The following is an 18,826-nucleotide window of genomic DNA, read 5'->3' as shown; positions in this document are numbered from 1 at the left end:
GTTTCGAAGTCTCCAATGGAGACTTCGATCGGCTGCGCCGACCACCGGCGGAGCCTGCGACACTTTCGCCGCATTTGAATCACGCCCCCGAGCCTTGCAAGCCGCGCGGGCCTTGTGCTAGAGCGGGCGCGACTTTGAAGGGGTCTCCGGACGGCCTCTTTCCCAGACAAGAATTAGCGTCGGCAACCGCCCGGGTTTCCTCAGAGAAAACAGGCGGCGAAGCGGGCAGGCAACCTAGAGGGTGTAGCGGCATTGGCAGCGCAGAATTCAGTGCTTACCCAGATCGCCCGGCCATATGCGTCGGCTCTGTTCGATCTCGCCTCCAGCGAGAACCAGTTGGCATCGGTCGAGACGTCGCTTTCCGACGTTTCCCGCTTGATCGGGGAAAGTGCTGACTTCTCGCGCTTCCTGCGGTCGCCCGTCATCACCGCCGACAACAAGGCCGAGGCGCTCGATGCGCTGCTGGCCAAGGCCAAGACCAATCCGCTGGTCGCCAATTTCCTGCGCCTGGTCGCCAAGAACGGCCGCCTCTTCGCGCTCGACGCCATCATTACCGGCTTCCGTGAACTGGCCGCCAAAGCCCGTGACGAAGTGACCGCCGATGTGACCTCGGCAGCGCCGCTCACCGGCGAACAGGTCAAGGCCCTGGCCGAGACGCTCAAGGCCAAGATCGGCAAGACCGTTACGCTCAACCAATTCGTCGATGCATCGCTGATTGGCGGCCTTCAGGTGAAGGTCGGCAGCCAGATGATCGACAGCTCCCTCAAGACAAAACTCGCTGCGATGAAGATCGCCATGAAAGAGGTCGGATAATGGACATCAAAGCCGCGGAAATTTCTGCGATCCTCAAGGACCAGATCAAGAATTTCGGTCAGGAAGCCCAGGTTTCCGAAGTCGGTCAGGTGCTTTCCGTCGGTGACGGTATCGCCCGCGTCTATGGTCTCGACAATGTGCAGGCCGGTGAGCTCGTCGAGTTCCCTGGTGGCATCAAGGGCATGGCGCTGAACCTCGAAACCGACAATGTCGGCGTCGTGATCTTCGGCAATGACCGTTCGATCAAGGAAGGCGACGTCGTCAAGCGGACCGGCGCCATCGTGGATACTCCCGTCGGCAAGGGCCTGCTCGGCCGCGTGGTCGACGGCCTCGGCAACCCGATCGATGGCAAGGGCCCGATCGAGCACACCGAGCGTCGCCGCGTCGACGTCAAGGCTCCCGGCATCCTGCCGCGCAAGTCGGTGCACGAGCCGATGTCGACCGGCCTCAAGGCCATCGACGCGCTGATCCCGATCGGCCGTGGCCAGCGCGAGCTGATCATTGGTGACCGCCAGACCGGCAAGTCGGCGATCATTCTCGACACCTTCCTCAACCAGAAGCCGGCCCACGACGCCAACGCGTCGGAAACCGACAAGCTGTACTGCATCTATGTCGCGATCGGCCAGAAGCGCTCGACGGTTGCCCAGTTCGTGCGTCAGCTCGAAGAAGCCGGCGCGCTGCAGTATTCGGTCGTCATCGCCGCAACCGCGTCCGACCCGGCACCGCTCCAGTACATCGCACCCTTCACCGGCTGCGCCATTGGTGAATTCTTCCGCGACAATGGCATGCATGCCGTGATCGCCTATGACGATCTGACCAAGCAGGCCGTTGCCTACCGCCAGATGTCGCTGCTGCTGCGTCGTCCGCCGGGCCGCGAAGCCTATCCGGGCGACGTGTTCTACCTGCACTCCCGTCTGCTCGAACGCGCTGCCAAGCTGAACGAAGACCATGGTCTTGGTTCGCTGACGGCACTGCCGGTTATCGAGACCCAGGCCAACGACGTGTCGGCCTATATCCCGACCAACGTTATCTCGATCACCGACGGTCAGATATTCCTCGAAACCAACCTGTTCTTCCAGGGCATCCGCCCGGCGGTGAACGTTGGTCTCAGCGTGTCTCGCGTGGGCTCCTCGGCCCAGGTCAAGGCGATGAAGCAGGTTGCCGGCTCGCTCAAGGGCGAGCTCAGCCAGTATCGTGAAATGGCGGCCTTTGCCCAGTTCGGTTCGGACCTCGACGCCGCCACCCAGCGCCTGCTGAACCGCGGTGCACGCCTGACCGAGCTGCTGAAGCAGCCGCAGTTCAGCCCGCTCAAGATGGAAGAGCAGGTTGCGGTGATCTTTGCCGGCGCCAATGGCTATCTCGACTCGCTGCCGGTCAACAAGGTTGCCGATTTCGAGAAGACCGTGCTGTCGGCTCTGCGTGGCAAGTATGCGGCGCTGCTCGGCACCATTGCTTCGGAAAAGGCGCTGAGCGACGACACCCGTGCCCAGCTCAAGGCTGCGCTCGACGACGTCAAGAAGACCTACGCGGCCTAAGGGCTTGAAGGAGACGACGAACTCATGCCGTCGCTAAAGGACCTCAAGAACCGCATCGACTCGGTCAAGTCGACCCAGAAGATCACCAAGGCCATGCAGATGGTTGCGGCGGCAAAGCTCCGCCGTGCCCAGGAAGCAGCCGAGGCGGCCCGTCCCTATGCCGAGCGCATGGGCAAGGTGCTCGCGGCTCTTGGTGCGGTCTATGATGGTCAGGAAAATGCTCCCGTACTGCTGGGCGGCACGGGCAAGGACCAAGTGCATCTGCTGGTCGTCGCAACCGGCGAACGTGGCCTGGCCGGTGGCTTCAACTCGTCCATCGCACGCCTCGCTCGTGAGCACGCTGCCAAGCTGATCAGCCAGGGCAAGACGGTCAAGATTTTGACCGTTGGCCGCAAGGGCAACGACATCCTCAAGCGCCAGTATCCGCAGTTAATCGTCGACACCTTCAATTTCCGCGATATCAAGCAGGTCGGGTTTACCCAGGCCCAGCTGGTGGCGGACAAGGTGCTGGCCATGTTCAACGCGGGCGAATTCGACGTGGCGACGCTGTTCTTCGCCAAGTTCGGTTCGGTGATCAGCCAGGTGCCGACGGCACAGCAGTTGATCCCAGCCAAGCTGGAAAAGCCGGAAGGCGAAGGCGCCGCCGAAGCATCGGCTGTGCCTTACGAATACGAGCCGAGCGAAGAAGCAATCGTGGAAGACCTGCTGCCGCGCAATATTGCGGTCCAGGTGCTTCGGGCCCTGCTGGAAAACAGCGCCTCGTTCTATGGTGCGCAGATGTCCGCGATGGACAATGCGACCCGGAACGCCGGCGAAATGATCGGTCAGCTGCAGCTGAGCTATAACCGCCAGCGCCAGGCCCAAATCACCAAAGAACTCATCGAAATCATTTCGGGCGCGGAAGCGCTCTAAGCGAAGGACAAACAAATGGCAGAGAAAAAGGCCGGTCGCGTATCGCAGGTCATCGGTGCTGTCGTGGACGTCGTTTTCGACGACCACCTGCCCGCGATCCTGAACGCTCTCGAAACCACCAATAATGGCCAGCGCCTCGTGCTGGAAGTGGCGCAGCACCTCGGCGAAAACGCCGTGCGCACCATTGCCATGGACACCACCGAAGGCCTCGTTCGCGGCGCCGAAGTGATCGATCTGGGCACCGCCATCACGGTTCCGGTTGGCGAAGCGACCCTGGGCCGCATCATGAACGTGATCGGCGAGCCGATCGACGAAGCTGGTCCGATCGTGGGTGAAGCCAGGCGCGAAATCCACCAGGATGCTCCGAGCTTTGCCGAGCAGAACCCTGAGTCTCAGGTTCTCGTGACCGGCATCAAGGTCGTGGACTTGATCGCTCCCTATGCTCGTGGCGGCAAGATCGGCCTGATGGGCGGCGCCGGCGTGGGTAAGACCGTGCTGATCCAGGAGCTGATCAACAACGTCGCCAAGGCGCATGGTGGTTACTCGGTGTTCGCCGGCGTCGGTGAACGCACCCGCGAAGGCAACGACCTCTACCACGAAATGATCGAATCGGGCGTGAACAAGGATCCCGCAGAGAACGGTGGCTCGTCCGCTGGTTCAAAGTGCGCCCTGGTGTTCGGCCAGATGAACGAGCCCCCAGGCGCGCGCGCCCGCGTTGCTCTGACCGGTCTGACCGTCGCCGAGAACTTCCGCGACCAGGGCCAGGACGTGCTGTTCTTCGTGGACAACATCTTCCGCTTTACCCAGGCCGGCGCCGAAATGTCGGCTCTGCTGGGTCGTATCCCGTCCGCCGTGGGTTATCAGCCGACGCTGGCAACGGATATGGGCGCGATGCAGGAACGCATCACCACCACGAACAAGGGTTCGATCACCTCGGTGCAGGCCGTGTACGTGCCCGCCGACGACTTGACCGATCCGGCGCCGGCGACCTCGTTCGCCCACTTTGACGCCGTGACCGTGCTGAACCGTGCCATCTCGGAAAAGGGCATCTACCCGGCCGTTGATCCGCTGGCGTCCAACTCGCGTATTCTCGATGCGAACGTGGTTGGCCAGGAACATTACGAAGTCGCTCGTAAGGTTCAGGAAGTGCTGCAGAAGTACAAGGCGCTGCAGGACATCATCGCCATCCTGGGCATGGATGAGCTCTCCGAAGAGGACAAGCTCACCGTGGCGCGCGCCCGTAAGGTTGAACGCTTCATGAGCCAGCCCTTCGACGTGGCCGAAGTCTTCACCGGTTCGCCCGGCGTGTTCGTCCAGCTCGAAGACACCATCAAGGGCTTCAAGGGCCTGGTTGCCGGCGAGTATGATCACCTGCCGGAAGCCGCCTTCTACATGGTCGGCACCATCGAAGACGCCGTCAAGAAGGCCCAGAAGCTGGCCGCACAGGCTGCTTAATTGGCTATCGGGCTTGTCGTACGCGGCGAGCCCCATCCTCCGCTAAGGGACCAAAAAAATGGCTGAAGGCCTCAAGATCGAGATCGTGTCGCCCGAGCGGCTGGTGCTGTCGGAAGTCGTGCGCTCGGTCACCGTGCCGGGCACTGAAGGCTATTTCACCGTCATGGATGACCATGCGCCATTCATGACGACGCTGCGCCCCGGTTTCATCACCGTGAACGGCCTTGGCGGCCGCGACGAAATCTTCTTCGTCAAGGGCGGGTTCGCTGACGTATCGCCCGAGGGTCTGACCATTCTCGCGGAGCAGTCGGCCCCATTTGCCGAATTCGATCACGCCGACCTGTCGGCACAGATCAAGGCTGCGGAAGCCGAGCTGGCGGCGGCAGCGACGCCCGAAGACAAGTCTTATGCGCAGGAAATCGTCAGCGCTTTGCTGAACCTGGCCATCGAGGCCGGTCAGATCAATGGTGGCCACGTCCACTAAGCGACGTCTTTCAATGTTTTTTTGTGCCCGCGGATCAGTGGTCCGCGGGCATTTTGTTATGTGCAATCAAGGGCTCTATTTGCCTAAGCGGTAGGCAATGATCCGATCTGCTTATCAACTGCGCCACCCATCAACCGAAGCTTAATGAAATCGTCCCAGTCTCTCGCCGGGTGAGGCTGGCCGCGTCCAGAAAAGACGTGGGGATTTTGGGGACAGGAATGGGCTCGATTCTCGGCAATATTCGCTTGACCACCGCCATCGCTGCGATGGCTGTCTGCTCGATCGCCATCGCTATCGGCGCGGTCCTGCTGGGCCTCTTCATCAGCCTCTCCAATACGGCCAGCACGAACGCGGCCAAGGAAATAGCCAGCGCCACGCGGATCAGCGCGGCCATCCTGCAGGTCAACCTGCCAAGCCTCGAAGTGATCTCGGATGAGGCGGGGAGTGTCGCGGGGCTGACCATGCGATCCATGCCGCGCTTTCGCACCCACGATGTGATCGACACCATTGCCCGCGTGGCCGGGCAGAATGCTGCGATCTATGTCTTTGACGCCGAAGTGGGTCCCGACTTCAATGTCGGCACGTCGAGCCTGCTGAAAGCCGATGGTGAGCGGATGCTCGATACGCCTATCCTTGCCGGTACGCCGCTCTTCGACGCCGTGACAGCCAACCAGGCGGTGCATGCGGAAGAGACCATCAATGGCGTCGACTACTTCACGCTCTATCAGCCGATCGCCATGGCCGACGGCACGGTGATCGGCGCTCTGCTGATCGCGGTCGCGCGAGCGCCCATCGAAGCAGTGGTGGGGCACAACCTCGTCATGCTGGTCGTGGTCGGTGGCGCAGCCCTGCTCGTGATCGGCATTATGGCGCTGCTGCTCTCGCGCCTGTTGACCCAGCCTATTCCGCGCCTGTCCAATGTCATGAGCGCCGTCGCGGAAGGGAAGCTGGATGCCGAAGTGCCCTATGTCGGACGGCGCAACGAGATCGGCGCCATGGCGCGCGCGGTGGAAGTGTTCCGCGCCAGCGCGCAACGTGTGGCCGAACTGGGGGAAGAAACCGGCCGGCATTTGGTAGCCGCTGCCGACCATACGGGCCAGCTCGACGCGATCTCGCGTTCGCAAATGGTCGTCGAGTTCAGCCTCACCGGCGAGGTGATCACTGCCAACGAGAATTTCCTGGCACTGATGGGCGTCCGCCTAGCCGAGGTCAAAGGGCGCCCCAATGCGCAGTTCCTGTTTGACGTCGATCCGTCCTCGCCTGGCTATCGTCAGTTCTGGCTCGAATTGGCCGAAGGTCAGTTCAAGAGCGGCGAGTATCGTCGGAGGGCCAGCGATGGCCGCGAAATCTGGATCCAGAGCACATTCAGTCCAATCCTGGGTCTCGACGGTGCACCCTACAAGATCGTGCAGTTCGCCACCGATGTGACCGCCCGCAAGCAAGCGGTCGCCGCCATTGGCGCTGGACTCGCCAAGCTGGCCGAGGGCGACTTGAGCTCAACGATCGATACCGTCTTCCAGCCGGAATTCGAGGACTTGCGGCAGGCCCTCAATGGCACGGTGGAGCGCTTTGCCGACGTGGTGAGCCAGTTGCAGACCAGCTCTCGCGCCATCAAGGCGGCGACCGGCGAAATCCTCTCCGGCGCCAACGATCTTTCCGAGCGCACCAACCGACAGGCAGCGACTATCGAGGAAACGACATCGGCCATGGGCGAACTGGCCGGAACCGTGGCCGGCAATGCCAAGATGGCACAGGACGCCGCCGGCAAGGCGCAGGCCGTGTCGCGGGCCGCCGCCGAAAGCGGTGCGGTGATGGACCAGGCCAATGATGCCATGGAGCGCATCACTGCCAGCTCATCGAAGATCTCCAACATCATCGGCATGATCGACGATATCGCCTTCCAGACCAATCTTCTGGCCCTCAACGCCTCGGTGGAGGCGGCGCGCGCCGGCGATGCCGGCAAGGGCTTTGCCGTGGTGGCGGTCGAAGTGCGCCGGTTGGCCCAGTCCGCCGCCAGCGCGTCGTCCGACGTCAAGGCGCTGGTGGAGCAATCAGCCGATGAGGTCCGGACGGGCAGCAAGCTGGTCTCGGATGCTTCGGCGCGCCTAGCCGAGATGCTGGCGGCCGCGCATGAGAATAGTTCTCTCGTGGATGGTATCGCTCATGCCAGCCGCGAGCAGGCGGCGTCGATCGACGAGATGTCGGTGGCGGTGCGCACCCTTGACGAGATGACCCAGCACAATGCCGCGCTGGTGGAAGAGACCAATGCCGCGATTGAGCAGACTGAAGCGCAAGCCAGCGAATTGGACCGCGTCGTGGCAATATTTACTCTGGAGCCTCAGATGCTTACCACGCCGATACAACGTGTCGCTTAGCATTCGAGGGCTTCTGACGATTCGTTAAGCATGATGTGTTGGAATATCCGTAGATGATGCGGAGTATTCGACATGCGCTTTGGAACCATTGTTGCCGGCGTCTGCTGCACGGTTCTGCTAACGGGTTCATTTCTGATCGGGTCGAGTTTCCTCGTCGGGCGCACCTTCGAGGCAGCGCGCGACGAATCGACGACATTGATGAGCTCGATGCGCGAGCAGATGTTCGCGGACATGATGCATGACGCGATGCGCGGTGTCGTCTATCGCTCGCTCTATGCGGCGACCATCGGTGACGCGGCGATGGCGGAAGAGACGAGCGCCGAAATCATCGAATACGGCGACAGCTTTGCTGGCGCCATCGAGGCCCAGAATGCGCTGGCGCTCCCGTCCGATATCCGGGCGGCGCTGGATGGCGTAGCCGAACCGCTGCAAGCCTATATCGCGTCCGCAGGCGCCATCGTGGAGCAGGCCGCGTCCGGGCAGGTGGATGCGGCGAAGGCGGCGCTGCCGGATTTCGAAACCAGCTTCGGTATTCTCGAGGACGCCATGGAAGGGGTCTCCGACACGATCGAGGCGGGCAATGTGCGCAACAACGCGCAGTCGAGCTCGGCGGCAATGATGTCGCGGCTCGCCAGCCTTGCCGGCCTGGCGGTGATCGTGGCTCTGGCCGGGGCCATGCTGCTGCTCAGCCGCCGCTTTATCGTCAAGCCCATGACCGCGATGACATCGAGCATGCAGGGATTGGCCGAGGGCCAACTCGACGTCGCCGTGCCGGAGCAGCAACCGGTCAATGAAATGGCGGAAATGGCCTCGACGCTGGGTGTGTTCCGCGATGCGCTGCGCAACCGGGCCGAGCTGGCCGCCAATGCGAATGCCACGGCCGAGCAGACGGCGCGGCGCGTCGAACAGTCCGCCCAGCTTAATCGTAGCCTCGCCGCTGTGGTGGGCGCCGCGGCGGCCGGCGACTTCTCCCGGCGGGTCGATACCGGCTTCGATGATGGCGAACTGCGCGAGGTGGCCGGGGCGGTCAACGATCTCGTCAGCGTCGTCGACAACGGTCTGACCGAGACCAGCGGGGTCCTGGGGGCCTTGGCGCGGGCCGAACTCGATCAGCGCGTACGGGGCGACTATCGCGGCGCTTTTGGCCAGCTCAAGACCGACACCAACGCGGTGGCGGAGCGCCTGAGCGAAATTGTCGGCCAGTTGCGCCATACATCGGCTGCGCTCAAGACGGCGACCGGAGAAATCCTAGCGGGCGCCAATGATCTCAGCGAGCGCACCACGCGGCAGGCGGCGACGATCGAGGAAACCTCCGCGGCCATGGAGCAACTGGCCTCCACGGTGAGCGAAAGCGCGGGGCGCGCCGAGGCTGCCAGTCGTTTGGCCGCCGGCGTGTCGCAGACCGCCGAGGAGGGCGGGGCGGTGATGAACAAGGCCACCGACGCCATGGAGCGCATCACCGAATCCTCGTCGAAGATTTCCAACATTATCGGCCTGATCGACGATATCGCCTTCCAGACCAATTTGCTGGCCCTTAACGCGTCGGTCGAGGCGGCGCGGGCAGGCGATGCCGGCAAGGGTTTCGCGGTGGTGGCGGTGGAGGTGCGACGGCTGGCGCAATCGGCCGCCAGTGCCTCGGCTGACATCAAGGCATTGATCGAGCAGAGCGTCGGCGAGGTGGCCGGTGGGTCCCGATTGGTGTCGCAGGCGGCCGAGAAGCTGGCCGACATGCTCAAATCGGTGATCGAGAACCATCACGCGCTCGATGCCATAGCCCGCTCCAGCCGCGAGCAGGCTTCGGCGATCGACGAGGTCAATGTCGCGGTCCGCACCATGGACGAGATGACACAGCACAATGCGGCTCTAGTCGAGGAGACCAATGCCGCAATCGAGCAGACCGAGGCGCAGGCAACCGATCTCGACCGGATCGTCGCGGTGTTCAAGCTTGGCTCGGATGCGCAGGCGCGGCACGCAGCGTAGAATCGAATGGATATGTTCCTCGCAAGAATGTTTTCATCGACTGTTTACGACAACACGCCATGCTTTCTGACAATGCCCGGACAAACCGGGTCGAGGAGTACCCAAATGCCCCACCTATCCCGCATCCGCACAAGCCTGGTCGCTCTGACTTTCGCAACGGGGATCGCCTATGCCGCCACTACGGTGGCGCAGGACGAGTTTACCGCGCCGCTGACCGAGCTCGCCAAGGGCAAGATCGCCGCTTTCGCCGCCGATCCGGCATTGGTGGCCGCTATCGTGGCGCAGAACGGCACGACGGGAAGCTATGATCAGGCCAAGATCGATGCACTGGACGCGCAATGGCGCGCCGAGGTCGGCGCTGCCAGCAAGCCGCTGATCGATGCCACGCTCGGCAATGCAGCCTCGCAATATCTCGCGGGCATCCAGGAAGCGAGCGCGGGCAAATTTACCGAGATATTCGCCATGGATGCCAAGGGCCTCAACGTGGCCCAGAGCACGCTGACCTCGGATTATTGGCAGGGCGACGAGGACAAGTTCACCCAGAGCTATGGGGTCGGCGCCGGCGCCGTTCATCTCGGGGAGATCGAACAGGACGAAAGCACGCAGATCTTCCAGAGCCAGGTTTCGGTGCCGGTCACCGATCCGGCGACCGGCGCACTGATCGGCGCCATTACCGTTGGCGTCGACGTCTCGATGCTTTGAACCCTGGGTGGCCGTTTCGGCGGCCGCCCCTCCACTGAATTAGAGATCACCGACCATGGCCCTCAAGCTGTCCCTCACGCAAAAGATCGTCGGCATCGTGCTGCTGGCGCTGATCATCGGAACGGCCGCCATCAGCTATGTGGGCGCGACGCAGAATGCGGCTCTGCTGCGGGCCGAGCTGGAGCGGGCCAATATCACTGTGTCGGTGGCGGGTACGGCCCAGCTTGCCGGCGGCATCCGGTTCGGCAAGGCCGATGCGGTGCTGGCCGCCTATGAGGGCCTCAAGGAATCGTTAGGCCAGCAATTCGCCGCCGGCGCCAGCTACAATCTGCAATCGGAACTGATCGCCACCACGGCGGAAGCCGGCGATAATGCCGATGCGCTGGCGGCGGTAGCGGCGCGCTCGGCCGCAAGCGGTGTGGTCGAGAGCCAGTCGGAAGGCGCCATCGCCTACGTCGCGGTGCCGGCGCGTTTTGGTCCGGAACTGGCCGTGGTGGGTACGGCCGCCTTTGCCTGGGACATGAGCGATAGCCTGGCCCGGCAAAGCCAGACGCTGATTACCGCAGCGCTGGCGGGCATTGCCGTGATCGCTGTGATGACCGTTGCGCTTTATGTGTTCATCCGTGGCAGCGTCACCGGTCCGCTGCTGGGGCTGGTGCGGGTTGCCAGCCGCATTGCCGACGACCCGGCTTCGGTCGAGAGCGTCGATGGTACGCGCCGAGGCGATGAGCTGGGCGAGATGGCCCGAGCTGTCGCCGTGTTCCGCGACAATGGCGTCCGCATGGGTGAGATGAATGCCAGCGAGACGGCAAGACTGGCGCGAGCCAGTCAGGATCGCAGCGCCATGATGACGTCGTTGCGGGCGGCTTTCGGTGCCGTGGTCGATGCCGCTGTCGCCGGCGATTTCGGCCAGCGTGTCGGCGCTGATTTTCCCGATGATGAACTCAACGCACTGGCCGCCAGCGTCAACAATCTTGTCGCCACGGTCGATGCCGGGCTCAGCGAAACCGGCCAGGTGCTGGCCGCCTTGGCCGATACCGATCTGACGGTGCGGATGACAGGCGACTATCGTGGCGCCTTCGGCGCCCTCAAGGACAGCACCAACAAGGTCAGCGAGCAGCTGACGCAGGTGGTGGCACAGATCCGGCACACGTCGCGCTCGCTGAAGACCGCGACCGGCGAAATTCTGAGCGGCGCCAACGATCTCAGTGAGCGCACCACCCGGCAGGCGGCAACGATCGAGGAAACCTCGGCTGCGGTCGAGCAACTGGCGCAGACCGTCGAGCGCAATGCCGCCAACGCATCGGCCGCCAGCACCAAGGCGGAAGCCGTGCGGCTATCGGCGGAGGAGGGCGGCGCAGTGATGAGCCGGGCCACCGAGGCGATGGAACGGATTACCGAATCGTCGGCCAAGATCTCCAACATTATCGGGCTCATCGACGACATCGCGTTCCAGACCAATCTGCTGGCGCTCAATGCCTCGGTCGAGGCGGCCCGAGCCGGCGATGCCGGCAAGGGGTTTGCGGTGGTGGCCGTGGAAGTACGGCGCCTGGCTCAATCGGCCGCGGGAGCGTCGTCGGAGATCAAGCAGCTTATCGACCGCTCGGTCCAAGAAGTCGCTGCCGGCTCGCGGCTGGTTGCCGAAGCTTCAGAACGGCTATCGGGTGTACGCGAGGCCGTGCGTGAGAATACGGATGTGCTCGAGGGCATAGCGCGGGCCAGCCGCGATCAGGCCCACGCCATCGACGAAGTCAATATTGCCGTGCGCACCATGGACGAGATGACCCAGCACAACGCCGCTCTCGTGGAAGAAACCAATGCGGCGATCGAGCAGACCGAGGCGCGAGCCAGCGAGCTCGACCAGATCGTCTCGATCTTCACCATCGATGCCCCCGCGATGAGCGAGCGCAAGCGGCGGGTCGCCTAGGCCAGGGCAGCCGTGACCAGTGATTTGGCGTGCAGGTCGGTCGTATCGTAGACCGGCAGCGGGCTTACGGAATCGTCGATCAGCATGGTGATTTCGGTGCATCCCAAAATCACGGCCTCGGCGCCGCGCGCGGCCAGGCGGTCGATCGCGGTCATGTAGATGCGGCGTGACTCCTCCCGCACGATACCCCGACACAACTCGTCATAGATGATGCCATTGAGATTGGTGCGGTCGACCTCGGGGATGAGCGCGGTCAGGCCGCGCTCGGCCAGCCGGTCGCGGTAGAAGCTCATTTCCATGGTGAAGCGGGTGCCCAGCAGCCCCACCGTCTCGAAGCCGTCATCGAGCAGCGCCTGGCTGGTCGGATCGGCGATGTGGACGAAGGGCACTGATGTCGCGGCGATGATCTGATCGGCGACGATATGCATCGTGTTGGTGGCAAGCCCGATCACTTCGGCCCCAGCCTGTTCCAGTCCTTTGGCTATGGCTGCCAGCTCACTCCCGGCGCCGTCCCAGTCGCCGGCCGATTGCATCGCTGCGATCGGGGCGAAATCCACCGAGTGGACGATCAGCGGTGCGGAATGTAGCCCGCCCAAGCGGGCGGCGGTTTCCTGATTGATGACGCGGTAATAGTGGGCGGTCGACTCCCAGCTCATGCCGCCAATGAGGCCGATGGTCTTCATTTCAGACGTGGGTGAAGCGCTGCGGGATATCGGCGAAGGCGTCGACGACCTTGTCATAGGCGTCCTTCTTGAACGGCACGATCAATGCTGGCGTGCGGGTCAGCCGCTCCCAGCGCCAGGCGTCGAACTCGGCGGGAAATTTGCCGCCGCCTGGCGACAGCACGTCGATCTCGCTATCCCTGCCAGTGAAGGCGAAGGCGAACCAGCGCTGGCGCTGGCCGCGATACCTGCCCTTGAGGGCAATGCCCAGGGCTTCGTCGGGCAGGTCGTAATAAATCCACTCGGGCGCTTCGGCGAGCAGACTCACCGTGACGATGCTGGTTTCTTCCTGCAGTTCGCGCAAGGCAGCGCGCAGCGGGTCCTCGCCCTTGTCGATGCCGCCTTGCGGCATCTGCCAGGGTGCTTCGACTTCCGAGCGGTCTTCGCTGTCGTTGTCGGGCTTGCGACGGCCGATGAAGACATTGCCCTCGGCATTGAACACGGCAATGCCCACGCAATCACGATAGGGCAGGGATTCGCGGCTGGGACGATCAGTAGACATGGGAAACTCTATTTCATCAGGGCGCTGGCTGGCACCAGCACAATGCCCTTGGCCTCGAGCTCGCGCGACCATTCGGTGACGGCAGCGATCGATATGGGCAGAGCGCTTATGATACCAATTGCCTGGCCATTCTCCACCGCCTTGGCTTCAAGGCTGGCAAGCGCTGACAGAATGGATTGGCGGGACGGATTGGCGTCGATCATCAGATCGGCACGAGAGAAGGGCACCTTGTTGCCGGCAGCGAGCTGGGGCGCCAGGGAGCGATTGGACGAGCCGTCATCGAGATAGCCGAGGCCGCGTGCGCCCAGCTCCTCCATCATGGGGGAGAAATCGGCGGCCGAAGCCGTGAAGCGGGCGCCCATATTGTTGATGACTCCGGCATAGCCGCCGAAGCGCGCCAAGAGCCAGAACAGCTTGTCGAGATTGGCGCGCGGCGGTTCGCCGGTCAGCAGGGTCTGGGGACCGGGATCGTTTTGCGGGTAGTCGAAGGGTTCGAGCGGCACTTCGAGCAGTACTTCGTGGCCGGCAGCGCGGGCAGCAGCCACAGTGGTCGAGAGCGTCTTGCCGTAGGGCGCGAAGGCCAGCGTGGTCTGGTCGGGCAATTGGTCGATGGCTTCGAGCGTGCCCTGTTCGTTGATACCGAGGCCGGTGACGACGATGGCGACCATCGGGCGGCCGCTGGCAACGTCGCTCTGGGCCGGGCGGGCATAGGCGGAGAACGGCGTCAGGCCGGTGGCCGAAATACGGGGGATCGGGCCGTCGGAGGTCTCTTCGCTGAGATCGGGCAGCGCCCCGTAGACGTTGGGCAGGCCGGTAATGGAATCGGCGCCGGTGGTGCCGGTTTCCACTGCGGTTACCGAGCCGTCAGCGGGGTATTGCTGGGGGTCGGCCGTGATGGTGACGGGGCCGCTCGCCACCGCGTTAGCCACTTCATTGGCATTGCGGGTCGAGGTGATCGCCACTTCCTCGGTGGGGCGTCCCCCATTGGGATCATCGACGAGCACCAAGCGTAGCACGAAGCCGATGCCGATCAGCGCCAGGAGGCCAAACAGGATGCGCGCGATCGGCAATTGCAGCCTGGCGCCAGGCTTGCGCTTGCGGCCGGTCAGCGGCGTTGTCAGGTCATCGGCCATCGGTCATTCGTCCCGGGAAAAGCCAAGGGGCGAGGCAGCGAATCAGCCGCCTCGCCCCCACAATTTCATAGCACAGCCGGCAATCATTCCGCCTTGGGCGGGAAGGCCTCGTTGGTCTCTTCGCCGTTGATCAGGCGGATTGCGTATTGCAACTGGGTATCTTCAGCCTTCTCGACCGGGACATAGACCGAAGAGCCGACGCTGGTCTCTTCCTGGCCTTCGATGGTGATGTGACCAGCCAGCCCAGCTTCACCGATGATCTCGTCGCGGCCCTGGAACTCCTCGGGAACGACCTGCTTGATCTCGATATCGGGCGTGATGCCCAGCGCCTGGATGGAGCGGTTATTGGGCGTGTAGTAGCGGGCCGTGGTCAGGCGCATGGCACCATCGGGGCCGAGCGAGATGATCGACTGCACCGAACCCTTGCCGAAGGAGCGGGTGCCGACAAGCGTGGCACGCTTGTGGTCCTGCAGGGCGCCGGCGACGATCTCGGAAGCCGAAGCTGAGCCACCATTGATCAGCACCACCACCGGCACGTCGGCGATCTGGGCATCCAGCGGATCGGGCTGCGCGTCGTAGCGGGCGCTTTCCTCCGGAATACGGCCGCGCGTCAGCACGACCGCACCCTGCTTGAGGAAGGCATCGGCGACATAGACCGACTGATCGACCAGGCCGCCGGGATTGTTGCGCAGATCGAGAATGATGCCCTTGGGCGCTACGCCGTCACGGGCCTCATAGACGTCCTTGATGGCCTTTTCGATGCCGACAAAGGCCTGCTCGGAAAACCGGCTCAGGCGCAGCACGGCGACGTCACCTTCGCCTTCGGCCTCGCCGCCTTCCATGGTCCAGCGCACGGCGCGCATGGCGATGGTGGCACGGGTCAATTCGAAATCCAGCGGCTCGGGCACGCCCTCGCGGGCGATGGTGATCTTGACCGAGGTGCCCAGCGGGCCGCGCATCTTGGCGACGGCATCATCAAGGGTCAGGCCCTGCACCTGCACGTCGTCGATGGCGATGATCAGGTCATTGGCCATGACGCCGGCCTTGGCTGCGGGAGTGTCGTCGATCGGGGAAACGACCTTGACGATGCCCTCTTCCATGGTGACTTCGATGCCCAGGCCGCCGAATTCGCCCGACGTGTCCTCGCGGAAGTCATCGGCGTCGGCGGGTGGCAGGTAGCCAGAATGCGGGTCGAGCGAGGTCAGCATGCCCTGGATCGCGGCACGGATGAGCTCCTGCTCATCCGGCGGATCGACATATTCGGCACGGATGCGGTCGAAAATCTCGCCGAAGAGATTGAGGTCGGCGTAGATCTCCAGCGGATCGCGGGGCGCGGCGGCTTCCTCGGCCGGGGTCGGCTCGGGCTCTTCGCCGCTGGGCGCGGGTTCGGCAGGTGCGGGCTGCTCGGCGGGAACCGGGGTTTCCTCTACTGGCGCCGGTGCAGGCTCTTCCTGGGCGATCAGCAGGCCCGCGGGCAGCGACAGCGCCAGAATGACGGCCAAGGCACGTAGGGGGGTGGCGCGAAGGGCAGTAAGGCGCATGAGGGTTCTATCCACTCTGTGTCGGGGTCGCCCACCATCCGGTAGGATCGACGGGCTCGTTGTTCTGTCGGAGTTCAATATAGAGGGTCGGCTGGGCGGCGCCAGCATTGGTGGTAACGGTGCGCCCAATTGTACGTGATCCCATCGTGCCGAGCGGCATGCCCATTTGCACGAACTGGCCGATATCGACTGTCACAGTCTCAAGGCCAGCCAGGAGCGCGGTGTAGTTCTGCCCGGTATTGAGAATGATGATTTGGCCGTAATTGAGGTAGGGGCCTTTATACAAGACCCAACCATCGGCCGGCGCGACCACCTGCGCTTCGGCGCGGGTCACAATCGACAGGCCCTGGCTGATGCCGCCAAAGCCATCGCCGGCGCCATAATCGACCACGTTGACGCCATTGGCCGGCATGGTGAGGTAGCCCTTGGCCAGGCCAAACGGCACGGCCGGTTCAGTGCGCGCGCTATTGGCGAGCGCTACCCTTATGGCTTCCGGTGTCATCGACGGTGCGTCGGGATCGGCCGCGGCGTCGGCAGCAGCTGCGGCGGACGATACCGAGGTGAGCTGTTCGGAAAGCGAAGTGACCAGCTCCTTGAGCGTGGTGGCCCGGGCTGCCAGCGCCACGGCTTCCTGCTCCTCGGCCGCCAGCTCGGCGCTGCGCACGCCAATGCCTTGCTTGCGGGCGGCGATCAGGGTGGCGATGCGGAGCTGCTCTTCTTCGAGCACGGCGTAATTGGCTTTGAGCGTCGCCTCCTCGGCCAGCGCCGCGACCTTGATATCGGTGAGCGTCTGCAGGTCTGATGTGACCGCTTCGGCCTTGGCGCGCAGTTGCGGCACGATCGCCGCGATCAGGATGGCGCTGCGGGCCGAGCCCAGCGCGTCATCGGGGTCGACGATCAATGCCGGTGGCGGATTGAGCGAAATGCGCTCGAGCGCGGCCAGCACATTAGCGATCTCGGCATTGGAACCGTCGAGACGGCCACGCACTTCCAGTTCGGAGACGATGAGCTCCGACAGGCGCTCCTCGACATCGGCGACCTCGATTTCGGCCAGCTTGACGCGCTGCGCCGCGGCGATGAGGGCGGCGTTCTGCTTGGTGCTGTCGCCCTCCATGGCGGCAATCTCCGCCTTGAGCTCGTCGATGCGCTCCTGGCTGAGGCTGATCGAGGCCTCGACGGCCTCGAGATCGGCCTGCGCGGCGGCTGGATCTGGCTCTGCTGGAGCAGCAGGCGCTGCCGCTTCGGCGGGCGGGGTGCCGTCGACTGCAGGGGTCGGCGCGGTGGCCGGTGGCGCAGCGGTATCGGCAGGGGTGGGAGTGGTTTCGGTGGCGGGGGCAGGCGCTTCCGTCTGGGCCAGCAGCGGCAGTGTCGCGGTTCCGGCCAACAGCATGCCGGCCAGCATCACGCCGAGCTTCCTGCCCAATCTCTTGCCCGGCCTCAGCGCCATGACGTCTCCAGCACAGGCGCGGCGCGCCCGAATCAATCGCGGCACAATAGCAAGCTGCTGGAAAACCGCAGGTTAACGTTGCTTAACCATAACGTCATGGGTCAGATCGCGCTGACGACATCGGTTTGGGAGAAGTCGTTGCCGACGAAGAGCAGAGGGCAGTTGCGGTCTTTGGCGAGGGCATAGGCAAAGCAATCGCCGAAATTGAGGCCAGCGGGGTGAATGCCCTTGCCCCAGGAGCTGTAGATTTTTCCCATTTGCTTTGCCGTGGCGGCATCAACGGGCACGATCTCGAAATCCATCCTTTCGAAAAGGTCCTCCATTTTAGGCAGGATACCGCGCCCGGTGGCGACGATCAGGGCCTCAGACATGGTGGAAGCGGAGATCACCAATATCGTTGCGTTTTCAAGCGCGGCTATACAGGCTAATGCCATCGGTTCGTTGTTGATGATGGCCATCAATGCCGAGGTATCGACGACAATCACTTGGGCAGGCCGTTTTCGTCGTAGAGAAAGTCTTGGCTGTGGGCGGCGTCGGTGCCGTCGCCGTCGCTGATCTTGCCGATGCCAAGGAAGGATTCTAGTACCGCGCGACGTTTTTCCGGCGTCAGCCGTGCGGGAGCTATGGGCACGAGTCGAGCAACTGGATTGCCGTGCCGCGTGAGCACGACCTCGCCGCCTGCCTCCGCCTGTCGGACGAGGTCGGTCAATTGGCTCTTGGCGTTGGTAACGGAGATTTCCATGCTGCACCTCGCCTGCAAAATATAGACCATCAGATGGTCCAATTCAATCGCCGCGGTGGTACGGGTGCCCGCTCAGGATTGTGGTGGTTCGATAAAGCTGCTCGGCCAGCATGATGCGGACCAGTTGATGCGGCCAGACCATGGGCGAGAAGCTCAGCACCAGGTCGGCGGCTTTGACCAGGTCGGGATCGATGCCATCGGCGCCGCCGATGATGAAGCTGACGGCAGGGCGGCCGTCGTCGCGCCAGCGACCGATCTGCTGAGCGAATGGCTCCGAGCCGATGGATTTGCCGCGCTCGTCGAGCGCCACCACGATGCCGTCGGGCAGGACGGCGCGCAGGGCCTTGGCCTCGTCAGCCTTGCGGCTGGCCGAGGAGGAGGCGCGCGATTCGGTGAGTTCGATGACATCGAAACCGGTCAGGGCCAGCGGCTTGCCGCCGCCGACTGCGCGATCGAGATAGCGGGCGACCAATTCCCGCTCCGGCCCGGCCTTCATTCGGCCGACAGCCGCGATCGCTATGCGCATTGTGCCACGACCTCGTGGTTCGACAAGCTC

At 63.6% G+C, this 18,826-nt stretch carries 17 protein-coding genes; 9 read left to right on the top strand and 8 right to left on the bottom strand.

Annotated elements, in window-relative coordinates; genetic code table 11:
- Positions 1-252 precede the first annotated feature (252 nt).
- The 9 genes from MF606_RS20100 to MF606_RS20060 all read left to right on the top strand — a co-directional run bounded on the left by MF606_RS20100 (position 253) and on the right by MF606_RS20060 (position 12,183).
- On the top strand, positions 253-813 hold the full coding sequence (locus MF606_RS20100) for a F0F1 ATP synthase subunit delta (protein ID WP_275693103.1): 561 nt from the start codon (positions 253-255) through the stop codon (positions 811-813).
- Positions 813-2,348 carry a F0F1 ATP synthase subunit alpha gene (gene atpA / locus MF606_RS20095; protein WP_240231100.1) on the top strand — a complete coding sequence of 512 codons (1,536 nt, stop codon included), beginning with the start codon at positions 813-815 and terminating at the stop codon, positions 2,346-2,348. The genes MF606_RS20100 and atpA overlap by 1 nt, the downstream gene beginning before the upstream one ends.
- A 24-nt stretch (positions 2,349-2,372) precedes the next feature.
- Positions 2,373-3,260, top strand: coding sequence for a F0F1 ATP synthase subunit gamma (locus MF606_RS20090; RefSeq protein WP_240231099.1), 888 nt, complete (start codon positions 2,373-2,375; stop codon positions 3,258-3,260).
- A gap of 15 nt (positions 3,261-3,275) precedes the next feature.
- Positions 3,276-4,715, top strand: a complete 1,440-nt coding sequence (atpD, locus tag MF606_RS20085; RefSeq protein WP_240231098.1) for a F0F1 ATP synthase subunit beta — start codon at positions 3,276-3,278, stop codon at positions 4,713-4,715.
- 58 nt (positions 4,716-4,773) lie between these two features.
- Complete coding sequence (locus MF606_RS20080; protein ID WP_240231097.1) at positions 4,774-5,199, top strand: F0F1 ATP synthase subunit epsilon; 426 nt, start codon at positions 4,774-4,776, stop codon at positions 5,197-5,199.
- Between the two features lie 218 nt (positions 5,200-5,417).
- Positions 5,418-7,574, top strand: coding sequence for a methyl-accepting chemotaxis protein (locus MF606_RS20075; RefSeq protein WP_240231096.1), 2,157 nt, complete (start codon positions 5,418-5,420; stop codon positions 7,572-7,574).
- Between the two features lie 72 nt (positions 7,575-7,646).
- Entirely contained in the window at positions 7,647-9,554 is a 1,908-nt protein-coding gene (locus MF606_RS20070; protein ID WP_240231095.1) for a methyl-accepting chemotaxis protein, read from the top strand.
- Positions 9,555-9,659: 105 nt separating this feature from the next.
- Entirely contained in the window at positions 9,660-10,256 is a 597-nt protein-coding gene (locus tag MF606_RS20065) for a hypothetical protein (RefSeq protein ID WP_240231094.1), read from the top strand.
- 55 nt (positions 10,257-10,311) lie between these two features.
- Positions 10,312-12,183 carry a methyl-accepting chemotaxis protein gene (locus MF606_RS20060; RefSeq protein ID WP_240231093.1) on the top strand — a complete coding sequence of 624 codons (1,872 nt, stop codon included), beginning with the start codon at positions 10,312-10,314 and terminating at the stop codon, positions 12,181-12,183.
- Here the strand turns inward: MF606_RS20060 and MF606_RS20055 are convergent.
- The 8 genes from MF606_RS20055 to rlmH all read right to left on the bottom strand — a co-directional run bounded on the left by MF606_RS20055 (position 12,180) and on the right by rlmH (position 18,796).
- Complete coding sequence (locus MF606_RS20055; protein WP_240231092.1) at positions 12,180-12,866, bottom strand: aspartate/glutamate racemase family protein; 687 nt, start codon at positions 12,864-12,866, stop codon at positions 12,180-12,182. The genes MF606_RS20060 and MF606_RS20055 overlap by 4 nt on opposite strands.
- A 1-nt stretch (position 12,867) precedes the next feature.
- Positions 12,868-13,407: an RNA pyrophosphohydrolase gene (locus MF606_RS20050; RefSeq protein ID WP_240231091.1), complete on the bottom strand. Its 540-nt coding sequence runs from the start codon at positions 13,405-13,407 to the stop codon at positions 12,868-12,870.
- Between the two features lie 8 nt (positions 13,408-13,415).
- Positions 13,416-14,540: a divergent polysaccharide deacetylase family protein gene (locus MF606_RS20045; RefSeq protein ID WP_240231090.1), complete on the bottom strand. Its 1,125-nt coding sequence runs from the start codon at positions 14,538-14,540 to the stop codon at positions 13,416-13,418.
- Positions 14,541-14,623: 83 nt separating this feature from the next.
- Positions 14,624-16,081 carry a S41 family peptidase gene (locus tag MF606_RS20040; RefSeq protein WP_240231089.1) on the bottom strand — a complete coding sequence of 486 codons (1,458 nt, stop codon included), beginning with the start codon at positions 16,079-16,081 and terminating at the stop codon, positions 14,624-14,626.
- Positions 16,082-16,088: 7 nt separating this feature from the next.
- Positions 16,089-17,528 carry a murein hydrolase activator EnvC family protein gene (locus tag MF606_RS20035; protein WP_240231088.1) on the bottom strand — a complete coding sequence of 480 codons (1,440 nt, stop codon included), beginning with the start codon at positions 17,526-17,528 and terminating at the stop codon, positions 16,089-16,091.
- Positions 17,529-17,629: 101 nt separating this feature from the next.
- Positions 17,630-18,013, bottom strand: a complete 384-nt coding sequence (locus MF606_RS20030; RefSeq protein ID WP_240231087.1) for a type II toxin-antitoxin system VapC family toxin — start codon at positions 18,011-18,013, stop codon at positions 17,630-17,632.
- Positions 18,010-18,270: a type II toxin-antitoxin system Phd/YefM family antitoxin gene (locus MF606_RS20025; protein WP_240231086.1), complete on the bottom strand. Its 261-nt coding sequence runs from the start codon at positions 18,268-18,270 to the stop codon at positions 18,010-18,012. Before MF606_RS20025 ends, MF606_RS20030 begins: the two co-directional genes overlap by 4 nt.
- 43 nt (positions 18,271-18,313) lie before the next feature.
- Positions 18,314-18,796, bottom strand: a complete 483-nt coding sequence (gene rlmH, locus MF606_RS20020; RefSeq protein ID WP_240231085.1) for a 23S rRNA (pseudouridine(1915)-N(3))-methyltransferase RlmH — start codon at positions 18,794-18,796, stop codon at positions 18,314-18,316.
- Between the last annotated feature and the right edge of the window lie 30 nt (positions 18,797-18,826).

The sequence above is a fragment of the Devosia lacusdianchii genome, from assembly GCF_022429625.1.
GTDB classification, from domain to species: domain Bacteria; phylum Pseudomonadota; class Alphaproteobacteria; order Rhizobiales; family Devosiaceae; genus Devosia; species Devosia lacusdianchii.
Note: the sequence above shows the minus strand (reverse complement) of the source record. Positions and strands in the feature narration are given on the sequence as shown.

What these genes read in the sequence shown, in the direction of transcription:
- atpA (WP_240231100.1), top strand. Translation starts at nt 813, where the DNA reads ATGGACATCAAAGCCGCGGAAATTTCTGCGATCCTCAAGGACCAGATC.
- MF606_RS20090 (WP_240231099.1), top strand. Translation starts at nt 2,373, where the DNA reads ATGCCGTCGCTAAAGGACCTCAAGAACCGCATCGACTCGGTCAAGTCG.
- atpD (WP_240231098.1), top strand. Translation starts at nt 3,276, where the DNA reads ATGGCAGAGAAAAAGGCCGGTCGCGTATCGCAGGTCATCGGTGCTGTC.
- MF606_RS20080 (WP_240231097.1), top strand. Translation starts at nt 4,774, where the DNA reads ATGGCTGAAGGCCTCAAGATCGAGATCGTGTCGCCCGAGCGGCTGGTG.
- MF606_RS20075 (WP_240231096.1), top strand. Translation starts at nt 5,418, where the DNA reads ATGGGCTCGATTCTCGGCAATATTCGCTTGACCACCGCCATCGCTGCG.
- MF606_RS20070 (WP_240231095.1), top strand. Translation starts at nt 7,647, where the DNA reads ATGCGCTTTGGAACCATTGTTGCCGGCGTCTGCTGCACGGTTCTGCTA.
- MF606_RS20065 (WP_240231094.1), top strand. Translation starts at nt 9,660, where the DNA reads ATGCCCCACCTATCCCGCATCCGCACAAGCCTGGTCGCTCTGACTTTC.
- MF606_RS20060 (WP_240231093.1), top strand. Translation starts at nt 10,312, where the DNA reads ATGGCCCTCAAGCTGTCCCTCACGCAAAAGATCGTCGGCATCGTGCTG.
- MF606_RS20055 (WP_240231092.1), bottom strand. Translation starts at nt 12,866, where the DNA reads ATGAAGACCATCGGCCTCATTGGCGGCATGAGCTGGGAGTCGACCGCC.
- MF606_RS20050 (WP_240231091.1), bottom strand. Translation starts at nt 13,407, where the DNA reads ATGTCTACTGATCGTCCCAGCCGCGAATCCCTGCCCTATCGTGATTGC.
- MF606_RS20045 (WP_240231090.1), bottom strand. Translation starts at nt 14,540, where the DNA reads ATGGCCGATGACCTGACAACGCCGCTGACCGGCCGCAAGCGCAAGCCT.
- MF606_RS20040 (WP_240231089.1), bottom strand. Translation starts at nt 16,081, where the DNA reads ATGCGCCTTACTGCCCTTCGCGCCACCCCCCTACGTGCCTTGGCCGTC.
- MF606_RS20035 (WP_240231088.1), bottom strand. Translation starts at nt 17,528, where the DNA reads ATGGCGCTGAGGCCGGGCAAGAGATTGGGCAGGAAGCTCGGCGTGATG.
- MF606_RS20025 (WP_240231086.1), bottom strand. Translation starts at nt 18,270, where the DNA reads ATGGAAATCTCCGTTACCAACGCCAAGAGCCAATTGACCGACCTCGTC.
- rlmH (WP_240231085.1), bottom strand. Translation starts at nt 18,796, where the DNA reads ATGCGCATAGCGATCGCGGCTGTCGGCCGAATGAAGGCCGGGCCGGAG.